General features: G+C 61.6%; 17 protein-coding genes. 11 read left to right on the top strand and 6 right to left on the bottom strand.

All coding sequences use genetic code 11. The annotated features are described in order from the left end of the window. Positions 1-169: 169 nt before the first annotated feature. The 9 genes from JOE39_RS02185 (at position 170) to JOE39_RS02145 (ending at position 13,337) form a co-directional block, all read left to right on the top strand. A complete protein-coding gene (locus tag JOE39_RS02185; protein ID WP_003342804.1) occupies positions 170-1,129 on the top strand; it encodes a MoxR family ATPase in 960 nt (319 codons plus the stop codon). Positions 1,130-1,133: 4 nt separating this feature from the next. Further along, positions 1,134-2,078 (top strand): DUF58 domain-containing protein, encoded by a 945-nt coding sequence (locus JOE39_RS02180; RefSeq protein ID WP_003318876.1) that lies wholly within the window; start codon positions 1,134-1,136, stop codon positions 2,076-2,078. Next, positions 2,075-2,569 (top strand): DUF4381 domain-containing protein, encoded by a 495-nt coding sequence (locus JOE39_RS02175; RefSeq protein WP_046267068.1) that lies wholly within the window; start codon positions 2,075-2,077, stop codon positions 2,567-2,569. The genes JOE39_RS02180 and JOE39_RS02175 overlap by 4 nt, the downstream gene beginning before the upstream one ends. Beyond that, positions 2,562-3,620, top strand: coding sequence for a VWA domain-containing protein (locus JOE39_RS02170; RefSeq protein ID WP_003390707.1), 1,059 nt, complete (start codon positions 2,562-2,564; stop codon positions 3,618-3,620). The genes JOE39_RS02175 and JOE39_RS02170 overlap by 8 nt, the downstream gene beginning before the upstream one ends. Further along, on the top strand, positions 3,617-5,335 hold the full coding sequence (locus tag JOE39_RS02165) for a VWA domain-containing protein (RefSeq protein ID WP_003423195.1): 1,719 nt from the start codon (positions 3,617-3,619) through the stop codon (positions 5,333-5,335). Before JOE39_RS02170 ends, JOE39_RS02165 begins: the two co-directional genes overlap by 4 nt. Beyond that, entirely contained in the window at positions 5,332-6,990 is a 1,659-nt protein-coding gene (locus JOE39_RS02160) for a BatD family protein (RefSeq protein WP_003390716.1), read from the top strand. Before JOE39_RS02165 ends, JOE39_RS02160 begins: the two co-directional genes overlap by 4 nt. Before the next feature lie 39 nt (positions 6,991-7,029). Then, the gene (locus JOE39_RS02155; protein ID WP_003423194.1) at positions 7,030-8,274 is read left to right on the top strand and encodes an exonuclease SbcCD subunit D C-terminal domain-containing protein; all 1,245 of its coding nucleotides are present in this window, start codon (positions 7,030-7,032) and stop codon (positions 8,272-8,274) included. Beyond that, the gene (locus JOE39_RS02150; RefSeq protein ID WP_210077968.1) at positions 8,271-11,915 is read left to right on the top strand and encodes an AAA family ATPase; all 3,645 of its coding nucleotides are present in this window, start codon (positions 8,271-8,273) and stop codon (positions 11,913-11,915) included. Before JOE39_RS02155 ends, JOE39_RS02150 begins: the two co-directional genes overlap by 4 nt. Before the next feature lie 474 nt (positions 11,916-12,389). Beyond that, positions 12,390-13,337, top strand: a complete 948-nt coding sequence (locus JOE39_RS02145; protein WP_003304874.1) for an IS110 family transposase — start codon at positions 12,390-12,392, stop codon at positions 13,335-13,337. A gap of 194 nt (positions 13,338-13,531) precedes the next feature. Here the strand turns inward: JOE39_RS02145 and JOE39_RS02140 are convergent, their stop codons facing one another. The 5 genes from JOE39_RS02140 to JOE39_RS02120 form a co-directional block, all read right to left on the bottom strand. Next, positions 13,532-13,726 carry a hypothetical protein gene (locus tag JOE39_RS02140; protein ID WP_003423191.1) on the bottom strand — a complete coding sequence of 65 codons (195 nt, stop codon included), beginning with the start codon at positions 13,724-13,726 and terminating at the stop codon, positions 13,532-13,534. A 175-nt stretch (positions 13,727-13,901) separates the two neighbouring features. Next, on the bottom strand, positions 13,902-15,074 hold the full coding sequence (locus tag JOE39_RS02135) for a lactonase family protein (RefSeq protein WP_003423190.1): 1,173 nt from the start codon (positions 15,072-15,074) through the stop codon (positions 13,902-13,904). Positions 15,075-15,153: 79 nt separating this feature from the next. After that, complete coding sequence (locus JOE39_RS02130; RefSeq protein ID WP_003390727.1) at positions 15,154-15,438, bottom strand: DUF5629 family protein; 285 nt, start codon at positions 15,436-15,438, stop codon at positions 15,154-15,156. Between the two features lie 135 nt (positions 15,439-15,573). Further along, positions 15,574-16,566, bottom strand: coding sequence for an AraD1 family protein (araD1, locus tag JOE39_RS02125; RefSeq protein ID WP_209996705.1), 993 nt, complete (start codon positions 16,564-16,566; stop codon positions 15,574-15,576). 35 nt (positions 16,567-16,601) lie between these two features. Then, positions 16,602-17,915, bottom strand: coding sequence for an MFS transporter (locus JOE39_RS02120; RefSeq protein WP_210077969.1), 1,314 nt, complete (start codon positions 17,913-17,915; stop codon positions 16,602-16,604). A gap of 214 nt (positions 17,916-18,129) precedes the next feature. Between JOE39_RS02120 and JOE39_RS02115 the strand changes: the two genes are divergently transcribed. Together JOE39_RS02115 and JOE39_RS02110 are read left to right on the top strand one after the other, a co-directional pair. After that, positions 18,130-19,872, top strand: a complete 1,743-nt coding sequence (locus JOE39_RS02115; RefSeq protein ID WP_003318618.1) for an IlvD/Edd family dehydratase — start codon at positions 18,130-18,132, stop codon at positions 19,870-19,872. Positions 19,873-19,967: 95 nt separating this feature from the next. Further along, positions 19,968-20,681, top strand: a complete 714-nt coding sequence (locus tag JOE39_RS02110; protein ID WP_003318617.1) for a FadR/GntR family transcriptional regulator — start codon at positions 19,968-19,970, stop codon at positions 20,679-20,681. Positions 20,682-20,700: 19 nt separating this feature from the next. Here the strand turns inward: JOE39_RS02110 and JOE39_RS02105 are convergent, their stop codons facing one another. Next, positions 20,701-21,897 (bottom strand): tetracycline resistance MFS efflux pump, encoded by a 1,197-nt coding sequence (locus JOE39_RS02105; protein WP_003423180.1) that lies wholly within the window; start codon positions 21,895-21,897, stop codon positions 20,701-20,703. Positions 21,898-22,008: the final 111 nt, after the last annotated feature.

Below are 22,008 nucleotides of genomic sequence, written 5' to 3'. Positions count from 1 at the left end.
ACCCCCATAGATCACGTAGGACAATACCTGCATAAATGACAGGCACTTCTCTAAATGCAATAAAAAACGCGGGAGTCGTTAGTCGATACCTGCCCGGATGGATTAAAGTATCGCCCCCAGCTCAGCAGTCGTCAGACACAGCTGTTCGCCCTGCCAGGAACCGTCACCGATGGAACATCGTGAAGCGCTGATTGCGCTGCGAACTTTTCTTTCAACGCAGATCCTTGGCCAGGAAAAGCTGATCGAACGTCTGCTCATTGCCCTGCTTGCCGATGGCCACATGCTGGTCGAAGGCGCTCCCGGCCTGGCCAAGACCAAGGCCATCAAGGAGCTGGCAGAAGGCATCGAAGCCCAGTTCCACCGCATTCAGTTCACCCCCGACCTGCTGCCTGCCGACATCACCGGTACGGAAATCTATCGCCCGGAAACCGGCAGCTTCGTGTTCCAGCAAGGGCCGATCTTCCACAACCTGGTGCTGGCCGACGAAATCAACCGTGCGCCGGCCAAGGTCCAGTCGGCGCTGCTCGAAGCCATGGCCGAGCGCCAGGTCAGTGTCGGGCGCAGCACCTACGACCTGTCTCCGCTGTTTCTGGTCATGGCGACCCAGAACCCTATCGAGCAGGAAGGCACCTACCCGCTGCCCGAAGCCCAGCTCGACCGTTTTTTGATGCACGTCAAGATCGGCTTCCCGGATGCCGCCGTCGAACGCAAGATCCTTCAACAGGCGCGTGGCGAAGCCCTGAATGGCGAAACCAAGCCGGAGCGCCGCGTCAGCCAGCAGGCGATTTTTGCCGCACGCAAGGAAATCCTTGGCCTTTACATGGCCGATGCGGTCGAGGAATACTTGGTGCAACTGGTCATGGCCACCCGTACCCCGGCCAAGTTCGACCCGGAACTGGCCGAATGGATTGCCTACGGCGCCAGCCCGCGGGGCTCCATCTCGCTGGACCGCTGCGCCCGTGCGCATGCCTGGCTGGCCGGACGCGACTTCGTCAGCCCCGAAGACATTCAGGCAGTGCTGTTCGATGTCTTGCGCCACCGGGTCATTCTGTCGTTCGAGGCCGAAGCTGCCGGTATCGATCAGGATCGCGTGATTCAGCGCATCCTCGACGTCGTGGCCGTCGCCTGACCCCATGCAACCCTACCTGATCCCCCAGCCGGGCATCCGCGTCAGCCTCAGCGAGCTGATCGAGATGCGTCATCGGGTGCGGGAAGTGCAGCTGTTTTCCACCCCAAGCCAGCGCAGCCCGCTGATCGGCCTGCACCATTCCAAGCTGCGCGGACGTGGCGTGGACTTCGATCAGGTAAGGGTCTATCAGGCCGGTGACGACGTGCGCAGCATCGACTGGCGCGTGACGGCACGCACGCAAGAGCCGCACACCAAACTGTTCCATGAGGAACGCGAACGGCCCATTTTCATTCTTGTGGAACAGAGCCGACGGCTGTTCTTCGGCTCCGGCCTGATGTTCAAGTCGGTACTCGCGGCTCAGGCGGCCGCGCTGATCGGCTGGGCGGCGCTGGAACACAACGACCGGGTCGGCGGGTTGGTGTTCGGCGATAACGAACACTACGAGATCAAGCCGCGACGCAGCAAACAAAGCCTGCTGCAGTTGCTCAACCGGCTGGTACGGGTCAATCAGTCGCTGCATACCGAGATTCCGCCAGACCGCGATGCGTTCGGTACTGCGCTGCGTCGCGCGCGGGAAGTGCTGCGCCCCGGCAGTCTGGTCATCGTCCTGTGCGACGAGCGCGCCCTGTCCGATGCCGCAGAACAACAACTGAGCCTGCTGTCTCGCCACAGCGACCTGCTGTTGCTGCCGCTGTCCGACCCGCTGGACCGCGCCCTGCCCGCTGCCGGTTTGCTGCGTTTTGCCGAACGCGGCGCGCAACTGGAGATCGACACCCTCAACCCCGAACTGCGCCGCGCCTACCGGCAACAGGGCGAGGAGCGCACGGCGCGTTGGGAGTTGCTGGCGCAGAAGCTGCGGGTATTGCTCATGCCCTTGAGCACCCAGGCGGAGCTCGTCGAACAACTGCGCGAATACCTCAATGCGCGTCGTCCGGTGAAGCGCAAATGAATCCCCTCGATCAGCTGGAGCCGCTGATTGCGCCCGAAGCCGTCGGCTTCTGGCCGCTTGCGCCGGGCTGGTGGCTGCTGCTGTTGCTAATCCCCATGGCAGGCTGGGGCCTGTGGCGCTTGCGCAAACTGCTGCCGGTCAAGGCCCGCAAAGTGCGCAGCGAACAGCCGCTGGACCCGGTTCGCCTCGCCGCGCTGGCTGAACTGGCCAGCCTGCCGAAACCCTACGACGGCGCGCCGGCCGGTGCCTGGCTGCAGCAGATCAACGGCCTGCTCAAACGCCTGTGCCGTAACCATTACCCGCACAGCCAGAGCCATACCCTCAACGGCCGCAAATGGCTGGCGTTCCTCGACAACCGCTGCCCGGCTGCCGGCCTGACGCGCTGGATGATTCTGGTCGAAGGCGCGTACAAGCCCGAGTGCAAACTGGACGACAAGGCCATCACTGGCCTGACTCAGGCGGTCGATACCTGGATCCGCAAACATGTTTGAGTTCGCCTGGCCGTGGGTCTTCGCCCTGCTGCCATTGCCATGGCTGATGCGCGCCCTGCTGCCCATGGCCGACAGTGGCGAGCCGGCGCTCAAGGTCAGCTTTCTCAGTGAACTCGAAGGCCTGAGCGGTCGCCGCGCCAAAGCCAACCTACCGGTGTGGAGACAGCGTGCGCCGTTTCTGTTGATCTGGCTGTTGCTGCTGATCGCCACAGCGCGACCGCAATGGCTGGGCGAGCCACTGCCGGTAGCTGCCAGTGGCCGCGACCTGCTGGTGGCGGTCGACGTGTCCGGCTCTATGGACTACCCGGACATGCAATGGAAAAGCGATGAGGTCAGCCGGCTGGTGCTGGTGCAACAACTGCTCGGTGACTTTCTCGAAGGCCGCAAGGGCGACAGGGTCGGCCTGATCCTGTTCGGCACCCAGGCGTTTGTCCAGGCGCCACTGACCTATGACCGCCGCACTGTGCGGGTCTGGCTCGACGAGGCGAGGATAGGCATTGCCGGCAAGAACACCGCACTGGGCGATGCCATCGGCCTGGCCCTGAAACGTCTGCGTATGCGTCCGGCCACCAGTCGTGCGCTGGTGCTGGTCACCGATGGCGCCAACAACGCCGGTCAGATCGATCCGATCACCGCCGCACGGCTGGCTGCCGAAGAAGGCGTAAAAATCTACCCCATCGGTATCGGTTCGGACCCGGACAAGGACGCGCTGCAAAGCGTGCTGGGCCTCAACCCCAGCCTTGATCTGGACGAACCGACGCTCAAGGAAATCGCCAGCCTCAGCGGTGGCCAGTATTTCCGCGCGCGCGATGGCGACCAGCTGGAAAAAATCCGCGCCACCCTCGATGCCCTGGAGCCGGTCGCACAGCAGCCCACCCAGGCGCGCCCGGCGCAAGCACTTTATCAATGGCCACTGGCGACAGCGCTGCTATTGAGTGTGCTGCTGGTGCTGCGTGAGTTGTGGCCGAACAACGCAGTGCAACGCCTGCTGACGGCGGTGCGTTCTATTAACTGGCGAGAGCGCTGCAAAAGCCTGTGGAGGTCGCGATGATCAGCGGGCTCTGGCCGCACTGGTTTCGCCCGGAATGGCTGCTGATCACGCCCTTGCTGGCGCTGCTGATCTGGCGACTCTGGCACCGGCAGAAACGCGCCGGACGCTGGCAAATGCTGCTGCCCACTCACTTTCATGAGGTGTTGCTCAACGGTGGGCGCGGCAGCAACAGCAAACTGCCATGGGTCGCGCTGGGGCTCGCCTGGTTGCTGGCCCTTTTCGCCTTGCTGGGCCCCAGTTGGCAGCGCGTCGAACAGATCAGCCAGAAGCCGGTCGATCCGCTGGTGGTCATTCTCGAACTCACCCCGCAGATGCTCGCCACCGATACGCCCCCTACCCGCCTGGAACAGGCTAGACGCAAGCTGCTGGACCTGTTGCAAAAACGCAGCGATGCGCAGACCGCCATCGTTGTCTATGCAGGCAGCGCACACACGCTGGTGCCGCTGTCCGATGATCTGGTCACCAGCCACAACCTGCTGGAAGCCATCAGACCGTCGATCATGCCGGTGACCGGCCAGCGCGCCGATCTGGCTGTGCAGAAAGCGCTGCACCTGCTCAAACAGGGCGCATTGGGTCAGGGGCGGATACTGTTGATCACCTCGTCGCTGAGCGAACAGGAACGTCAGGGCATCCGCGCCGCATTGCGCGGAAAATCGCCGCCGCTGTTGATTCTCGGGGTCGGCACGGCCGAAGGCGCGCCGGTCACGCAGGAAAACGGCAGCCTGCTCAAGGATGATCAGGGTGCGATTCTGGTGCCGCGTCTGGACAGTACCAGCCTCAACGACTTCGCCGATCAGGTCGGCGGCAGCTATCGTCAGGCACGCGGCGATGAAGAAGACTTGCGCAGCCTCGGTCTGCTGGCCAGCCCTCGACACATGAGCCGCGACGGCCAAGTCGTGCAACTCGACACCTGGGCTGACCAGGGCCACTGGTTGCTGCTGCCGCTGTTGCTGATCGCGGCACTGGCCGGTCGGCGCGGCTGGCTGTTCTGCCTGCCGCTAATGTTCATGTTTCCGCAGAACAGCCAGGCGTTCGAGTTTCAGGACCTGTGGCTGCGTCCCGATCAACAGGGCCAGCGGCTGCTGGAACAGCATCGGCCAGCCGAGGCAGCGCAGCGCTTCGAAGACTCGCGCTGGAAAGGCGTGGCGTTGTACCAGGCGCAAGACTACGCCAGCGCCGCCCGGCAGTTTGCCGAAGGCAACAGCGCCGCCGACCACTACAATCGTGGCAATGCCCTGGCCCGCAGCGGCGAGCTGGCAGCGGCACTGGATGCCTACGAGCAGGCCCTGGACCGACAGCCCGATTTCCCTGCAGCGCAAACCAATCGGGCGCTGGTGCAAAGCCTGCTGGATCAGGCCGATGAGCAGAAGCCTGCCCAGGACGAACAGAACAAGGCCGATCAGGGCGAAGAAGGTCAGCAGGCGTCGCAAGACCCCAATAGCAGCGCATCGCCTGCCGAGCAGAACCCGTCCCGATCGGATCAACCCGGCACCAGCGAAAGCCTGCCGCCGGACAACAGCGGCAAGGCCGCCTCGGGCGAGTCGACCGACGACGAACAGACTACCCGCCCTGCGCTGCAGTCCGCCGACAGCCCCATGACCGGTGAGCGACGTCAGGAACTGGAGCAGTGGCTGAGGCAGATTCCGGATGACCCGGGCGAACTGTTGCGGCGCAAATTTCGCTACGAACAGCAACATCAGGAAAAGACCCGATGAGTCGCGTGTACACCTTATTGATCGGCCTGCTGCTGAGCCTGATCACCTTGTCGCTGCAGGCTGCGCAACTGACCGCCAGCGTTGACCGCACGCGCCTCAACGCCGGGGAGACCGTCGAGCTGACGCTGGAAACCGACGATGTGACGCAGTTCGGCAAGCCGGACATGAGCGCGCTGGAAAGCAGTTTCGAGGTGCGTGACACGCGTCAGCTCAACAGCCTGAAAACCCTGGATGGCAGCAGCCAGGCCACCACGCGCTGGATCGTGACCCTGCTGCCCCGCGAGACCGGAAGCGTGTTGATTCCGTCGCTGCAACTGGGCGAGCTGAAAAGCCAGCCGCTGACCCTGCAGGTCCTGCAGAGCGAGCCCCAGGAACAAAGCAACCATCTGGCATCGATCTTCATCGAAGCGAGCCTGGATCAGGACAGCGTGTATGTTCAGGCTCAGGCCGTGCTGACCCTGCGCGTTTACCACTCGGTGTCACTGTTCGACGACAGTAGCCTGAGCCCGCTGCAAGTGCCGGACGCGCGGGTCGAAAAACTGGGTGATTCGCGCACCTACGAAAAGCTGATCAACGGCGTGCGCCACGGAGTGATCGAGACACGCTACGCGATCTACCCGCAGCAGAGCGGCGTGCTGAAGATACCGGCGCAAGTGTTCAGTGCAACGCTGGTGCAGACGCCTGCCGAGGGTTCGCAAGCCCAGGACACCAATCCGTTCGGCCCGCAGCCGGGCCGGTCGGTGCGGGTCAAGTCCGCCGAAGTGCCGTTGACCGTCAAGCCCAAGCCTGCCGACTACCCGGCCGATGTCGCCTGGCTGCCGGCACGCAGTATCAATCTGGAAGAAAACTGGAGCCCGGAACCCGGCACTACGCAGGTCGGCGATTCGCTGACCCGCACCCTGACGCTCAAGGCCGAAGGGCTGGCCGGCGCGCAGCTGCCGCCCTTGCCGCCCACAGAAGTACCCGGCCTGCGGCGTTACCCGGATCAGCCACAACTGCGCAACCTGCCCAGCGAACGCGGCCTGATCGGCACGCGCGAAGAACGCGAGGCCCTGGTGCCCGCCCGCGCCGGCGCAATCGACCTGCCTGCGGTTGAAGTGACCTGGTGGAATACCCGCGAAGATCATCTGGAGCACAGCAGCCTGCCCGCGCGCACCCTGCAGATCAGCGTCAACCCGGGTCTGGCGGTGGACACGCCGGTGAACAACGACACAAACGGCGTGACCGTAATCGGCCCGCCAGTCTGGCCGTGGCAGATGAGCACCTTGCTGCTGGTCTGCACAACATTGCTCGGTTTCGGCCTGTGGTGGCGCGCCCGTGGACAGCCGGCAATCGCCCGGGCCGTGCAGACCGGGCCCAGCCCGCGTACCGTACTCGATGACCTCAAGCGCGCCTGCCTGGCCAACGACCCGCAGGGCACCCGTCAGGCGCTCGACGCCTGGGCACGTCAGCAGCCGGAAACCCTGGCCGAAATGGCCGCGCGTTTCGTGCCGCTGTCCGATGCTCTGGACGGTCTCAACGGTGCGCTTTACAGCGAAACCGGCAAGCTGTGGCTGGGCGAGGACCTCTGGCGCGCGGTGCGCAAGCTGCCCGCCGCCGAACATATTCAGGACCCGGCAGGTGATGCCGGGTTGCCGCCGCTGTATCCCAAATGATGTAGCTCAGGCAACACCCCTATACGACAAGGTAAACCAATGCGTCTGTTTCACACCTCTGACTGGCACCTGGGTCAGAACCTGCACGGCCAGGAGCGGGATTTCGAACACGCCTGCTTTCTGACCTGGCTGCTGGCCCGTCTGGCCGACCGTAAACCGGATGTACTGTTGATCGCGGGCGACATCTTCGACACCGTCAACCCGCCGGTCAAAGCGCAGGAGCGCCTGTACGACTTCATCGTCAACGCCCACGAACAGCAACCCTTGCTGACCATCGTGATGATCGCCGGCAACCACGACTCCGGCTCGCGTATCGAACTTCCCGCCCCGCTGATGCGCCGCTTGCGCACTCATGCGCTGGGCAGAGTGATGTGGCTGGACGATGGCGTGCTGGATGCCGAACGCCTGCTGTTGCCATTGCCGGACGCCAATGGCGAAATCAAGGCCTGGTGCCTGGCGCTGCCCTTTCTGCGTCCCGCCGAGGTCACCGGCCCGACCCTGGGCGATGACTACCTGCGTGGCATCGGCCGGGTTCATGAGCTGCTGATCGCGGCGGCTGACCTCAAGCGCCAGCCCGGTCAGGCATTGATCGCCATCAGTCACGCCCACATGGCAGGTGGCTCGGTCTCGGAAGACTCCGAGCGCAGCCTGATCATCGGCAACGCCGAAGCGCTGCCGGCCAGCCTGTTCGGGCCGAGCATCACCTATGTTGCGCTGGGCCATCTGCACAAACCGCAGCGTGTCAACGGCGAAGAGCGCATTCGCTACAGCGGCTCGCCGATCCCGCTGTCCTTTTCGGAAATCAGCTATCAGCACCAGATTCTCGAGATCAATTGCGACGGCGAGACGCTGGCCAGTGTGGAGCCGTTGCTGATTCCTCGCGCCGTCAACCTGCAACGCCTCGGGCCTGCGCCATTGGCCGACCTGCTGGTGCAGCTCAAGGCGTTGCCGGACATCGACCTGCTTGCCGACCCGGACCGCCAGCCGTGGCTGGAAGTGCGTGTGCGTCTGGATGAACCCCAGCCGGACCTGCGCAACCAGATCGAAAACGCCCTACAGGGCAAGGCCGTGCGGCTGGTGCGCATCGGTGCCGAATACGCCGGCAAAGGCAGCGCGGACGGAACCGAGGGTGACGCCACGCTGATCGAACTGGACCAACTCACGCCTCAGGAACTGTTCAGCCGTGCCTGGCAGGACAACTTCGGCAGCGAGGTCGACGAACAGACGCTGACCGATTTCGCCACGCTGCTGCGTGAAGTCCAGCAGGAGAGCGAGCAACCATGAAAATCCTCGCCATTCGCCTGAAAAACCTGGCCTCGCTGGCCGGCCCCTTTGAAATCGATTTCACTGCCGAGCCGCTGGCCAGCGCCGGACTGTTTGCCATCACCGGCCCTACCGGCGCGGGCAAAAGCACGCTGCTCGATGCCCTGTGCCTGGCGCTGTTCGGCGCGATTCCGCGGCTTAGCAATATCGGTCAGTCCAAGGTCCCGGACATCGACGGCGACATCACCACCAGCGACCCACGTACCCTGCTGCGCCGTGGCACGGGCAGCGGTTACGCCGAGGTGGACTTCATCGGCATCGATCAGCGGCGTTATCGCGCGCGCTGGGAAACCAATCGCGCGCGCGACAATGCCACAAAAAAGCTGCAGGCCAGCCGCCAGACCCTCACCGATCTGGACAGTGAGCAAATCCTCAGCAACCAGAGCAAACGCGAATTCGAGCAACTGATCGAAAACCGCCTGGGCCTGAACTTCGAACAGTTCACCCGCGCCGTGATGCTTGCCCAGAGCGAGTTCAGCGCGTTCCTCAAGGCGGATGACAAGGAACGCAGCGAATTGCTGGAAAAGCTCACCAACACCGCGATCTACAGCCAGCTCGGTCGACGCGCCTACAGCAAAAGCAAGGAAGCCGAAGACGCCCTGAAAACCCTGACCGCGCAGGCCAGCAACATCATCACGCTGGCCCCGGAGCTGCTGGCTGAACTGGAGCAGCGTCTAAGCGACGCGCAGCAACAGCTCAAGGCCCATCAGACACAGCAACGGCAACTGGAAATCAAACAGCAGTGGCTCACCGAACTGCACCGTCTGCGTGATGAACAGCTCGCTGCCCAGGAAGCCCTGAACAGTGCGCAACAGGCCTGGGACGACCACAGCGGAGCACGCCAGACCCTCGGCCAGCTGGAACGCCTGGGCCCGCAGCGCCATCGCTTCGCGCGTCGGGTCACGCTGAACGCCCAGCTTGATCCGCTGGCTGAACAGATTCGCCAGTATCAGCAACAGCAGACCTCGCTGCATGACCAGCAGCAACAGCTGGAAAGCCGCCGTACTCAGGCGCAGACCAGTCTGCTGGAAGCCCAGCAAGCGCACGGCAGCGCCAAACCGCTGTTGCTGCAGGCTTTCGAAGCACAGAACACCCTGAATCACCTGGCCCAGGAACTGGCCAAGGCGTCCGACCTGCACCAGCAAAGCGAGCAGCTCTGCGTTCAGGGCCAGACCAGCCTGCAAACCCTGCTCGATCAGCAACAGCAGGTAGCGCAACGTCTGGAGCGTATTGCCGGGCAACTGCAGCACAGCAGCGAACTGGCGCCACTGGCTCAGGCCTGGAACGCGTGGCGTGATCGCCTGAAATCCCTCACGCTGATCGCCAATCGTCTCAAGCACGGCCACAGTGAGCTGCCTGCGCTGCAGCAACGTGCCAACGCTGCCGATCAGCAGCTGACCGAGCAACGCAGCGCGCTGGAGTTGCTGTACCGCGAAGCCGATTGCGAAGTGGAGGCAGTGACCGAGCAGGTGCAGATTCTCGGCAGCCTGTTGCAGGACAACCGCAAACAGCAGCGGGCCTTCGAGGAACTGGCCCGTCTGTGGGCCAGTCAGCAGGACGTCGACCGCCAGCTTGCCGACCTCACCCAGCAACAGCAGAGCGCCCAGCAGCAACGTGAACAGCTCAACAGCGAAGGCCTTCGCGTTCGTGATGAACTGACCGTCGCCGAGCAGACCCTGAGCGTCACCCGGCAACTGCTGGAGCGCCAACGCCTGGCCCGCAGCGCCAGTGTCGAGGAGTTGCGCGTGCAGTTGCAGGACGACCAGCCCTGCCCGGTCTGCGGCAGCATCGAACACCCCTGGCATCAGCCGGAGGCGCTGCTCGAAAGCCTCACGCAACACGACGACAACGAGCAGGCCAACGCGCAGAAAGCCGTGGACCTGCTGACCGAGCAACGCAATCAATTACGTGAACAGGTCGGCGGCGTGATCGCCCGGCAGAAAGAGCTGCTGCGCCAGCATGAGCAGCTCACCGCGCGCCATCAGGCTTTGGCACCGGACCTGGAGTCACATCCCCTCGCCGCCCAATTGCTCGACCGCGACGCCGACAAGCGCGACGGCTGGTTGAGCCAGCAATTGAGTCAACTGAGCGAAGTCATCAGCCGTGACGAGCAACGTCAGCAAGCCTTGCTGGCCCTGCAAAAAGACGCTGCCCGCCTGCAGCAGCAGCTTCAGGCAGCGACCGAAGCCAGCCAGACCGCTGCGGGCCATGTTGCCGAGCAGCTCAAGCAACTGGAGGCCGATGGGCAGCGACTGGAAGAGGAACTGACGGCATTCACGCCGCTGGTATCGCCGCAGGTGCTTGAAGGGCTGCGCAGTGATGCATCGGCGACCGTGCTGCAGCTCGAACAGCAGGTGACCCAGCGTCTCGATCAACTGGAGCAGCAACACGAAGAGCAGCAGGAGCAAACCGAGCGCCAGCAGAAGATCGAGAAGCAGCAGGTCGAGCAGCAGACTCGCGTGCATCGCCAGACCGAACTGGCGCAGGAAGTCACCCGACTCGGCGAGCAACGGCTGAACAGTCAGCAGACGCTTGCCGGTCTGCTGGGCGAACACGCGAGCGCAGAGCAATGGCAGCAGGCGCTGGAGCAAACCATCGAGCAGGCCAGACAGGCGGAAAGTCTGGCGGCGCAGGCGCTGCAGGACATCCACAATCAACTGATTCAACTGGCTGCCGAACTCAAGTCCGGACAGCAACAGCAGCAGGCCCTGCAACAGGAACTGGCTGAACTTGATGTACAGATCAGCGAATGGCGCGCTCAGCATCCGCAGCTCGACGACAGCGCGCTGGATACGTTGCTGACCTACGACGATGCGCATGTCGAGCAACTGCGTGTGCAATTGAGCAGCACCGACAAGGCGCTGGAACAGGCAAAAGTGTTGCAGCTGGAACGCGATCAGCGCCTGCAACAGCATCAGGCGCAACACAGTGATCTGACCGACAGTGCGCAACTGGCGGCAGCGCTGCAACAGGCCCATGAACAGTCGGCGCTCAGTGAGCAGCACTGCGCCGACCTGCGTGCCGAGCTCAGTGAAGATCAGCGTCGCCGCAACGCCAACAGCGAACTGCAGGCGCGCATCGCCGACGCCAACAGCGAATACCTGCGCTGGGCACGTCTGGCGTCGTTGATCGGCTCGGCAGAAGGCGACAGGTTTCGCAAAATCGCCCAAGCCTACAACCTGGATCTGCTGGTCCACCATGCCAATGCGCAGCTCAGACAACTGGTGCGCCGTTACCGCCTGAAACGCGGCGGCAGCATGCTCGGTCTGCTGGTCATGGACACGGAAATGGGCGACGAACTGCGCTCGGTTCACTCGCTGTCCGGCGGGGAAACCTTCCTTGTCTCGCTGGCACTGGCGCTGGGCCTCGCCTCGATGGCATCCAGCACCTTGCGCATCGAGTCACTGTTCATCGACGAAGGCTTCGGCAGCCTCGACCCGGAGTCACTGCAACTGGCGATGGACGCCCTCGACGGCCTGCAGGCGCAGGGTCGCAAGGTCGGCGTGATTTCCCACGTCCAGGAAATGCACGAACGAATCCCGGTGCAGATCAAGGTGCGTCGTCAGGGCAATGGATTGAGCACCATCGAGGTGGGGCACTGAGAGACCTGTGACGCGGAACGTGAGGCACGGCAGTTGACTATCGTTCCTCACGCTCCGCGTCGGAATGCCGTTCTGGACGCTCTGCGTCCGCTCTTGAATGTTGTGCCACCAGCGCTTTCGCGAACAGGCTCGCCTGGCAGTCTTCAGCTTTTGATTCTGCCCGGGAGGGCGTAGGAGTGGACCGGGCGACGCTTCGCTTGTTCGCGAAAGGGACGTAAATTCAGAGAAAATGTAGCGCCCGAAGTACCGCCTTCGCGAACAAGTTCGCTTGTATGGTAAGACTTGAAGGGAGGAGGAGGGACTTAGTTCGCTTCTGACTGTTCGCGCAGTACAGACCCGTAGGAGATTTCACCCCTCCTCCTTTCACCCAAGCGCCGATAAAGAATGCTTAAGGCTCACAACCTACGATAGAAACAAGCCTGCGCCTCTGGGTGGCCCCTTCAAGTCTGTAAACCTTATCCCCGAGGAGGCGTTATGGCAATGCGGGTTACTCTGGAAAAACCGATCATCGGTGTAGATGTCGCCAAGAATGAGCTGGTGATCTACCACGATCAATATGATCGACTTGAGGCAATCCCCAATACCAAAGTCGCCATCACCCAATGGCTGAAGGCCTTGGCGAGCAGCTGCGCCATCGCCATCGAAGCCACTAACGTCTATCACGTCCTGTTCGCGGATGCGGCCTACGAAGCAGGCTGTGACGTTTATATGGTGGATGGCTATCAGCTCAGTCATTACCGTAAAGGCGTCAACATACGCGCCAAAACCGATGCCCAAGATGCTCGTTTGTTGGCCCGATACCTGAAAAACGAGCTTGATGAGTTGCGGCCCTGGATACCTGCGAGCCCGCTTTATCGGCAGCTTCTGAGCCTGTTCCGACGTCGTGCAGCCTTGGTTCAGGCTCGTACTGGCCTGGTACAAAGCTGGACCAACGAGCCTTTTCTGAGAACAGCGTTCGCCAATCAGGTCAACTCGATGAAACGATTTGAGGCGCTCGTTGAAAAGAAGATTCGCGATGTACTGCAGGAAGCCGGGCTGATGAGGCAGGTCAACCGCTGTATGAAAGTAGAGGGGATCGGCTTTCTGACTGCAGCTCGCTTGGTCACTTCTTTTCAGCGAGGCGAGTTCAGCGGAGCGAACGCCTTTATCGCGTTTCTTGGGCTGGACCTGAGAGTATCCAAATCAGGGCAAAGTGATGGACCTCGTCGATTGACCAAACGCGGCGATCCAGAAGCCCGACGGTTGCTGCACAACGCGGCTATGTCCGGGAGCCGTACGCCGGCCTGGAAGCCTTTTTATGAAGAGCAGAGAAAGCGTGGCTTTAGTACAACTCAAGCGCTGGTCATGCTCTCCCGAAAGTTGGCTCGAGTAGTCTTCGCTCTGTTAAAGAACCAGAGCGAATATCAAACAAAAGTGGCTTGAGGGCTTTCCCAAAACCATAGAATCTCCTACGCCCGCGGGGCAGAAGCCTTGTTTCCAGGCGTGGATGTGCCGCCACCAGCGCTTTCGCGAACAGGCTCGCCTGACATTCCGTGCATGGTCTGCCACGCATTGGGCAGTAAGTCGCAGGGACCTGTGTGGGCGAACATGCTCGCGAAAGCGTGACGGCTGATCAATCACTGGACGGATTTGTGGTCCAGCGCTGCGTAGAAATTAGCGCTCTGTTGCAGGTATTTGGTTGTGTAGGTCGCAGTGTAGGTCTGAGCAGCATGAGCTTTCTTGTCGTTCACTTCGACACTGGCGCTGGCCGGGAGAGCGACGCTTGCCGAGATAGCAGATGCAGCGATGATGGAGAAAAGATTGAAATTCATGTCGGTCACCCCTCTTGTCTGTCTTTACGCTGGTTTGAAGTCCGGACCGTTATGGCCGTGACTCAAACTTACGCCCGAGGGTGGTTCAGCAGAAATCTTTTGTAGCACTAACCCATATCATCAAGAATGATAACGGCTTCAGCCCTTATATCGTAAGGGCTGGAGCCGGGGCGGCTTACTTGTCAGTCAGAAAACGCAGGTAAGAAGGTGCATCTGCATCGAATTTCTGTACCGTTTCACCGATCTTCCCGCTCTGCGGATCACGGCGAACGGTCACGATCTGGTTGCTCTTCTGATTGGCGAACAGCATGAACTGGCCAGTCGGATCGAATGCGAACTCGCGGGGCTCCTTGCCTTCCAGGGAACGACGCTGAATTTCTTCAAGCTTGCCGCTGGCCTGATCGATGCGGAACACCACAACCTGATTCGCGTCACCCCGATTGGTCACGTACAGAAACTTGCCATCCGGTGAAGTGTGCAAGGCGCCACCACCGTTTTTCTCGTCCACGCCCTTGTTCTTCATGTCGACCAGCTGGGTCTGCTTGAAGGCGCCGTCATGGTAGTCGAACACCGCCACCTGAGCCGTCATCTCCAGTACCAGCCAGGCATGTTTGCCATCGCCACTGAAGAGGGTATGACGGGGTCCGGAACCGCCCGGCAACTGCACGAACGGTACCTTGGCTGGCTGCAACGGCTTGGCCTGGCTTGCGTCGTAGTGATACACGAACAGCTTGTCAGCGCCCAGGTCGGCAGTCACCACGTACTTGTCATCCGGGGTCGGCACTGCCAGGTGCACATGTGACGACATCTGCCGCTCACTGTTTACCTTGCTTCCAGGCCCCAGCGGCAGCACCTGAACGGCTTCGCTCAACGTGCCGTCCTTGCCCACCGGCACCACGGTCAGCGCACCGCCCGGGTCAGGGTTTACGGCGTAGTTGGCCACGAACAGGTAGCGACCGTCATAGCTCAGGCTGGAGTGCGTTGGTTCTTCACCGCGGCTTTGAACCTGATTGATCGGCGTGATCTGACGGGTTTTCGGGTCAATCGCAAAGCTGCTGACCTTACCGACCGCGTCTTTTTGTCCGGGGCCGTTTTCATTGACCGCGAACAGATAGCGCTGGTCTCTGGAGACGGTCAGCCAGGACGGGTTTTCGGCCTTGACCACTTGCAACGGCTTGGCATCGATCATCCCGGTTTTGCTGTCGAAGGCAAAACGATAGATCCCTTCACTCTTGCCTTGCGTGTAGGAACCTATCAGCAATTCAGTATCGGGCATGGCTTGGGCCTGCAGGGTAAATGCGCTCATGGCACTGGCAATCGCCAGCCACGGCAGAAATTTATGGGGCATGGGGCATCCCTTGTTATCGAAGTTATTGATGCCTGTTACGGCACTGTCGGGGTCTATGACAGCGCCAGCCCGCATTTACTCAATCCTGCGCGGAATCATCTTCATCGGAGGGGGTAAAGGCATCCAGGCAGATGATCCGGTGATCGGCGTTGCCGTCATTGATCACCCAGCTTTGCAGGGACTCATCGAAGGTCGCAGCCTCGACTTGCGCCTTGGTGAAGCGCCATACCTTGCGCTCGCGGCCGTCCATGCATTCGACGTTCAGTTCCTCGCCCAGAGAGAAATCCCAGGCGTGCAGACCGTCGATTTCCAGCATGGTGGAGGCTTCGAGTGCGGCGAGCAGTGTGGTGGGTGTGGTGGTCATGAAATTCATCCGGCCAGCAAAAGCGCGAATGATAGGGCAAAAGGCAGGCGCAGATACAGTCGGAGCGCAAGTAGAGCCGTACCAGCGCCGAGCGCTGGTACGGTGGGCAATCAAACAGGTACGGCGAGTTTGTGCTTACAGCTTGCCGATGCCGCCCGGCTGGAACACTGGCTCGCTCGGTGCCAGGCCATTGACCAGCGGCTTACCGAACTCGGCCTGACTGATCTCGAAACGATCGCCGGGCTGTGTGCGTACGCCATCGGCAAACGACAGGGTCGCGGTGCCGAAGAAATGCACATGCACGTCACCGGGCCTGAGGAACTGTGCATACTTGAAGTGGTGGTATTCGAGGTTTTCCAGGCTGTGGCACATGTTCGCTTCGCCACTGAGGAACTCTTTCTCCCACAGCACCTTGCCGTCGCGCCAGACCCGGCTGGTGCCCGACAGGCTTTGCGGCAAGTCGCCCACGCGCAACTCCGGCCCGAACGAACAGGCGCGCAGTTTCGAATGCGCCAGATACAGGTAGTTGCGACGCTCCATGACGTGATCGGAGTATTCGTTACCGATGGCGAAGCCCAGGCGATAAGGCTTGCGGTCATGACCGATGACGTACAGGCCGCTCAGCTCGGGCTCTTCCCCGCCGTCTTCGGCAAAGGGCGGCAACGAAAACGAATGTCCGGGGCGCACGACAATGCTGCCGTCACCCTTGTAGAACCACTCGGGCTGAACACCGGCCTGCCCCGCCACCGGCTTGCCGCCTTCGACGCCCCATTTGAAGATACGCATGGTATCGGTCATCGAGGCTTCGTCGCCGGACTGCTGGTGCATCTTGTCGCGTGCCGACGCACTGCCCAGATGGGTCAGCCCGGTGCCACTGACCAGCAGGTGCGCCGGATCAGGATGGTCGAGCGGCGGCAGGATCCGCAGCTCCTCAAGCAACTGTGAATAGTCATGCGTTTCGCCAACGCCCCGCTGCTCGACCTGATGCGCCAGAGCCGAACCCGCCTCGATCGCCGCCAGCGCCAGCTCGCGAACACTCTCGACACCCTGGACCTCACGCACCTGATCATCGTCGACCAGACCGACCCGACGCTGACCGTCGCTCAATTCAAACTGTACTAAACGCATGAAATTCTCCTTCCAGATAATGGGCCGCTGAAAACCTATCTCGCCTTGGCACTCACCGCGAAGTCGGACACTGGCAGCACATGCTTGCGCTCCAGCACGTGATAAACGATGCCGGTCAGCAGCAGCCCGAAGACCATGACGCCCGACAGAAAATACAGGCCCGATGCCAGGCTGCCGGTGATTTCCTTCAACGCACCGATCACGAATGGCCCAATGTAGCCGCCCAGGTTGCCGACCGAATTAATCAGCGCGATACCGGCTGCGGCACTGGCACCGGCAAAGAACCGTCCTGGCAAGGTCCAGAACACCGCCGTGCAGGAAAACAGTGCGAACGCCACGACGCACAATGCAGCCAGCTGCGCCACCGGCATGGTCAGCCAGGCGCTGCAGAACAGGCCGATGGCGCCCAGTACATACAGCACGGCCAGATGCCCGTAACGGTCGTTGAGGCGGTCGGAACTGCGCGGCACGATCAGCAGACCGATGATGCCGAAAATGTACGGCACCGACGACACAAAGCCGGTGGTCAGGTCACTGCCACCGAACTGTTTGATCAGCGTCGGCAGCCACAGGCCCAGACCGTAGATGCTCAAGGTCACCGGCAGGTAGAACAGCGCCAGAAGCAACACCCGCTTGTCTTTCAGGGCATGCAACGGATTGCCGTGACGAGTCTGGCCGTACTCTTCAAGATCCTTTTTCAGCTCACCGGTCAGCCAGTCCTTCTCGGCCTGGTCTATCCATTTGACCTGCTGCGGGCCATCCGGCAACCAGCGCAGCACCGGCCAGGTCAGCAGAATCGCCGGCGTGCCGATGACGATGAACAGCCACTGCCAGCCATGCAGGCCGAGTATGCCGTCCATGCCCAGCAAACCACCGGAAACGGGCCCGGTGATCATCATGGCGATGGGTTGCGAGAGGATGAAAAGGCCAAGGATCTTGCCGCGATGGCGCACCGGAAACCACTGGGTGATGTAGTACAGCACACCGGGGAAGAAGCCCGCCTCGGCAGCGCCCAGCAGAAACCGCATCACGTAGAAGCTGTGCGGGCCCTGGACGAAGGCCATGCCGATGGTGATCGCGCCCCAGGTGATCATGATCCGCGCGAACCAGCGGCGTGCGCCGAAACGCTCGAGCATCAGGTTGCTGGGGATCTCCAGCAGGAAATAACCGATGAAGAACAGTCCGGCACCCAGCCCGTAGGCGGCGTCGCCGATACCGATGTCCGCGCCCATGTGCAGCTTGGCAAAGCCCACGGCAGAGCGGTCTACATAAGCGATCAGGTACAGCAGGATAAGGAAAGGAATCAGTTTGAACGTAATGCGGCGTATAAGCCGCAGTTCCTGGCTCATGTGGGCGGTCTCCCATTGTTTTTGTTATGGAACCTGCGGGGATCGCCTCTGTGCCTGGGGGCTGAATAACACTGCACATGCGCCAGGATGATCCCTCGTCTACGAACGACTATATAGTAATACTATTTAAACTGACAACTCTTCCAATACGCGTTTTTTAGGCTTACCTTAGCCAGCAGTATTGCCATTAAGTCTTACAATAAGAGAGCCGATCATGTCTGACTCCGATAAAAAACCGACCCTCCGTTCTGCCCAGTGGTTTGGCACTGCCGACAAGAATGGCTTCATGTACCGCAGCTGGATGAAGAATCAGGGCATTGCCGACCACCAGTTTCAGGGCAAGCCGATCATCGGCATCTGCAATACCTGGTCGGAGTTGACCCCCTGCAACGCGCATTTCCGGCAGATCGCCGAGCATGTCAAACGTGGCGTGATCGAAGCAGGCGGCTGGCCGGTGGAGTTTCCGGTGTTTTCCAACGGCGAATCCAACCTGCGCCCTACCGCTATGTTCACCCGCAACCTGGCCAGCATGGACGTTGAAGAAGCGATTCGCGGCAACCCCATCGATGGCGTCGTGCTGTTGACCGGCTGTGACAAGACCACCCCTGCCCTGTTGATGGGCGCTGCCAGTTGCGACATCCCCGCCATCGTCGTCACCGGCGGACCGATGCTCAACGGCAAGCATGAAGGCAAGGACATCGGCGCCGGCACTATCGTCTGGCAGATGCACGAGTCCTACAAGGCCGGGACCATCAGCCTTGATGAATTCCTCTCCGCCGAAGCCGGCATGTCGCGTTCGGCTGGCACCTGCAACACCATGGGCACGGCGTCGACCATGGCCTGCATGGCCGAAGCGCTGGGCACTTCGCTGCCGCACAACGCGGCCATTCCGGCGGTGGATTCGCGGCGTTACGTGCTGGCGCACATGTCCGGCATGCGTGCCGTCGACATGGTCCGCGAAGACCTGCGCCTGTCGAAGATTCTCACCAAGGCCGCTTTCGAAAACGCCATCCGGGTAAACGCGGCCATCGGTGGCTCGACCAACGCCGTCATCCACTTGAAAGCCATCGCCGGACGCATCGGCGTCGATCTGGACCTGGATGACTGGTCACGCATGGGCCGTGGCATGCCGACCATCGTCGACCTGCAACCTTCCGGGCGCTTCCTGATGGAAGAGTTCTATTACGCCGGCGGCCTGCCCGCCGTGTTGCGCCGCATGAACGAAGCCAGGCTGCTGCCCAACCCGGATGCCTTGACCGTCAATGGCAAGAGCATTGGCGAAAACACCTGTAACTCACCGATCTATGGTGAAGATCAGGTGATCCGCGCGCTGGATAACCCGATCCGCGCCGACGGCGGGATTTGCGTGCTGCGCGGCAACCTCGCGCCGCTGGGTGCCGTGCTCAAGCCCTCGGCCGCGACACCGGCACTGATGCAGCACCGTGGCCGCGCAGTGGTGTTCGAGAATTTCGAGATGTACAAATCGCGAATCAACGATCCGGATCTGGACATTGATGCCAACTCGGTCATGGTGCTCAAGAACTGCGGCCCCAAGGGCTATCCGGGCATGGCCGAGGTCGGCAACATGGGCTTGCCAGCCAAGCTGCTGGCGCAGGGCGTGACTGACATGGTGCGCATTTCCGATGCGCGCATGAGCGGCACGGCTTACGGCACAGTGGTTCTGCATGTGGCGCCGGAAGCCGCAGCGGGCGGACCGCTGGCGGTGGTCAAGGAAGGCGACTGGATCGAGCTGGACTGCGCTGGCGGGCGTCTGCATCTGGACATCCCGGAAGCCGAACTGGCTGCGCGCCTCGCCGACTGGCAGGCTCCGCCTCAATTGCTGCTGGGTGGCTATCGCCAGCTGTACGTAGACCGGGTGATGCAGGCGGATCAGGGCTGTGATTTCGACTTCCTGGTCGGTTGCAGAGGCTCCGAAGTGCCCCGCCACTCGCACTGACAAAAGCGGCGGTTTGCCTGACTCAGGCAGCCGCCGCAAGTGTTACGCAATGGTATGATGCCCAGCAAACACCGCCAGGACCGACCAGCGTTCCCATGGATTATCGAAAGCCTTCCGACCGAAAAAGCATGCACGCCCGTATTGTCCAGGAACTGGGCATGCAGATCGTATCCGGACGTTTCAAGCCTGACGAAAAGTTGCCTGCCGAAGCGCTGCTCTGCGAAGAGTACGCCGTCAGCCGACCGGTCCTGCGCGAAGCGACACGGGTTCTGGTGGCCAAGGGTCTGGTTTATTCGCGTCCGCGTGTCGGCACGGTAGTCAAGGCGCGTCGCGAATGGCATCTGCTGGACCCGGACGTGCTGCACTGGGTCATGCAAAGCTCGCCGCAGAATGAGTTCTTCCATCTGCTGACCAGCGTACGCGCGGTCATCGAGCCAGCGGTTGCCGCACTGGCCGCGCAGCATGCCACCGACGCAGAGATCGAGTCGATCCACGAAGCCTATCTGCGCATGGAAGCTGCGCCGACGCCGGAAGACCTGTTGCAACCCGACCTCGACTTCCACAGCCGCATCGCCGACGCCACCCACAACGATCTGCTGGCGCACTTGTGCAACATGCTGTCACTGGCGTTGCGCGAAGCGCTCAAATACTCCAACAAGCGTCCTAACCTGCACGAACTGGCCATGCCACGCCACAAGGCGATCCTCACCGCCATCCAGAACCGCGACGCACTGGGCGCACGCCACGCGTCACTGGTGCAACTGGACGATGCGCGCAATGCGCTGAGTGTGGTACTCGGCGGAGGCTGATGGGTTGCCAGCGCGAGGATCAACCGTTGCAGGCCGCTGATGTTCTCCCCCTCTGGATGCAGCCTATCGCCAGCACGTACATCAACAGGCTGACTACAAAGGGAGCGCCCAGCCACAGAACATGCTGGCCTGAGCCCAGGTTACCGGCAAATATCAGGGCACCAATCACTGGCGCCAGACCGCCCACCAGACTCAACAGGGACGTCAGCCCGCCTTGCAGCTCGCCCTGGTGCCCCGCCCTGGCATGACGCGAGAGCTCACTGCGCAGTGCCGGCTCGGCAATCAGCCCGACAGCATGGAAACACATCCCTACCACCGTCAGCCAGACGCTTGCAGCGGCCGTATAGAAACCATAACCCAGCAGGCAACAGGCATAACCTGTAACGATGATCCGCTGGTTGGACATGATCGGCGTCAGCTTGCGTACCAGCACGCGCTGCGCGAACGCCATGCCCAGGGCGAGCGCCGCCAATGCGTAAGACACTTCGAGCATGCTCCAGCCATAACGCATCTGATTAGCCAGCACAAAGCAGCTTTGAAATATCCCGTAGGCGAACCACGAGCACGTCGCAGCCAGCAGATACGGCCGCAGGCCTTGCGTACTCCATAGTCCTCGCAGGCTGCCAAACGGGTTGGTTCGCCGCCATTCGAAGGCACGCCGATGCTCGGCCGCAAGGCTCTCCGGTAATCTCATGTAGCCGTACAGCAGATTGATTGCCGCCAGGCCGCCAGCGACCAGAAAGGGCAAGTGCGGTCCATAAGACGCAAGTCCCCCGCCTATCACCGGGCCAAAAACAAGCGCTATGGCGATAACACTTCCCGCGGCACCGTAGAAATGCGTGCGCTGCTCGCCCTCACTGATGTCCGCAATATAGGCCATCGCAGTGGCAATATTGGCGGCAGTGATTCCTGCGATGGCACGGCCTATCAGCAAGACCGTCAGGCTGCCGGCGAAGCCAGCCATCAAATTGCCCAGGCACATGCCGGCCAGCGCCAGAAGCAATATCGGTCGGCGCCCATGGCAATCGCTCAGCGCCCCCAGCAGCGGCGCGCATAGAAACTGCATTGCCGAATAAAGTGTCAGCGCAACGCCCAGCGCCAACGAGACATGCTCGGCAGACGATGGCCAGATAGTCGCGATCAGCGTAGGCATCACAGGGATCGCCAGACCGATGCCAAGTACATCGAGCCCCAATATCAGAAGAATGAATCGCATGGGTGGACGGGTGTCACCTTTTGAGTAACCTCCAGGCATATGTAGACCTCAGACTGATTAATGTAGGCGAGCAGGCGGTGAGCCCGCTCGCCATGTTCGGCAAAGAACGGG

Origin of the sequence: Pseudomonas sp. PvP100, assembly GCF_017833055.1 — a bacterium.
Taxonomy (GTDB): Bacteria; Pseudomonadota; Gammaproteobacteria; order Pseudomonadales; family Pseudomonadaceae; genus Aquipseudomonas; species Aquipseudomonas syringae.
This window is presented reverse-complemented; position numbering and strand designations above follow the sequence as displayed.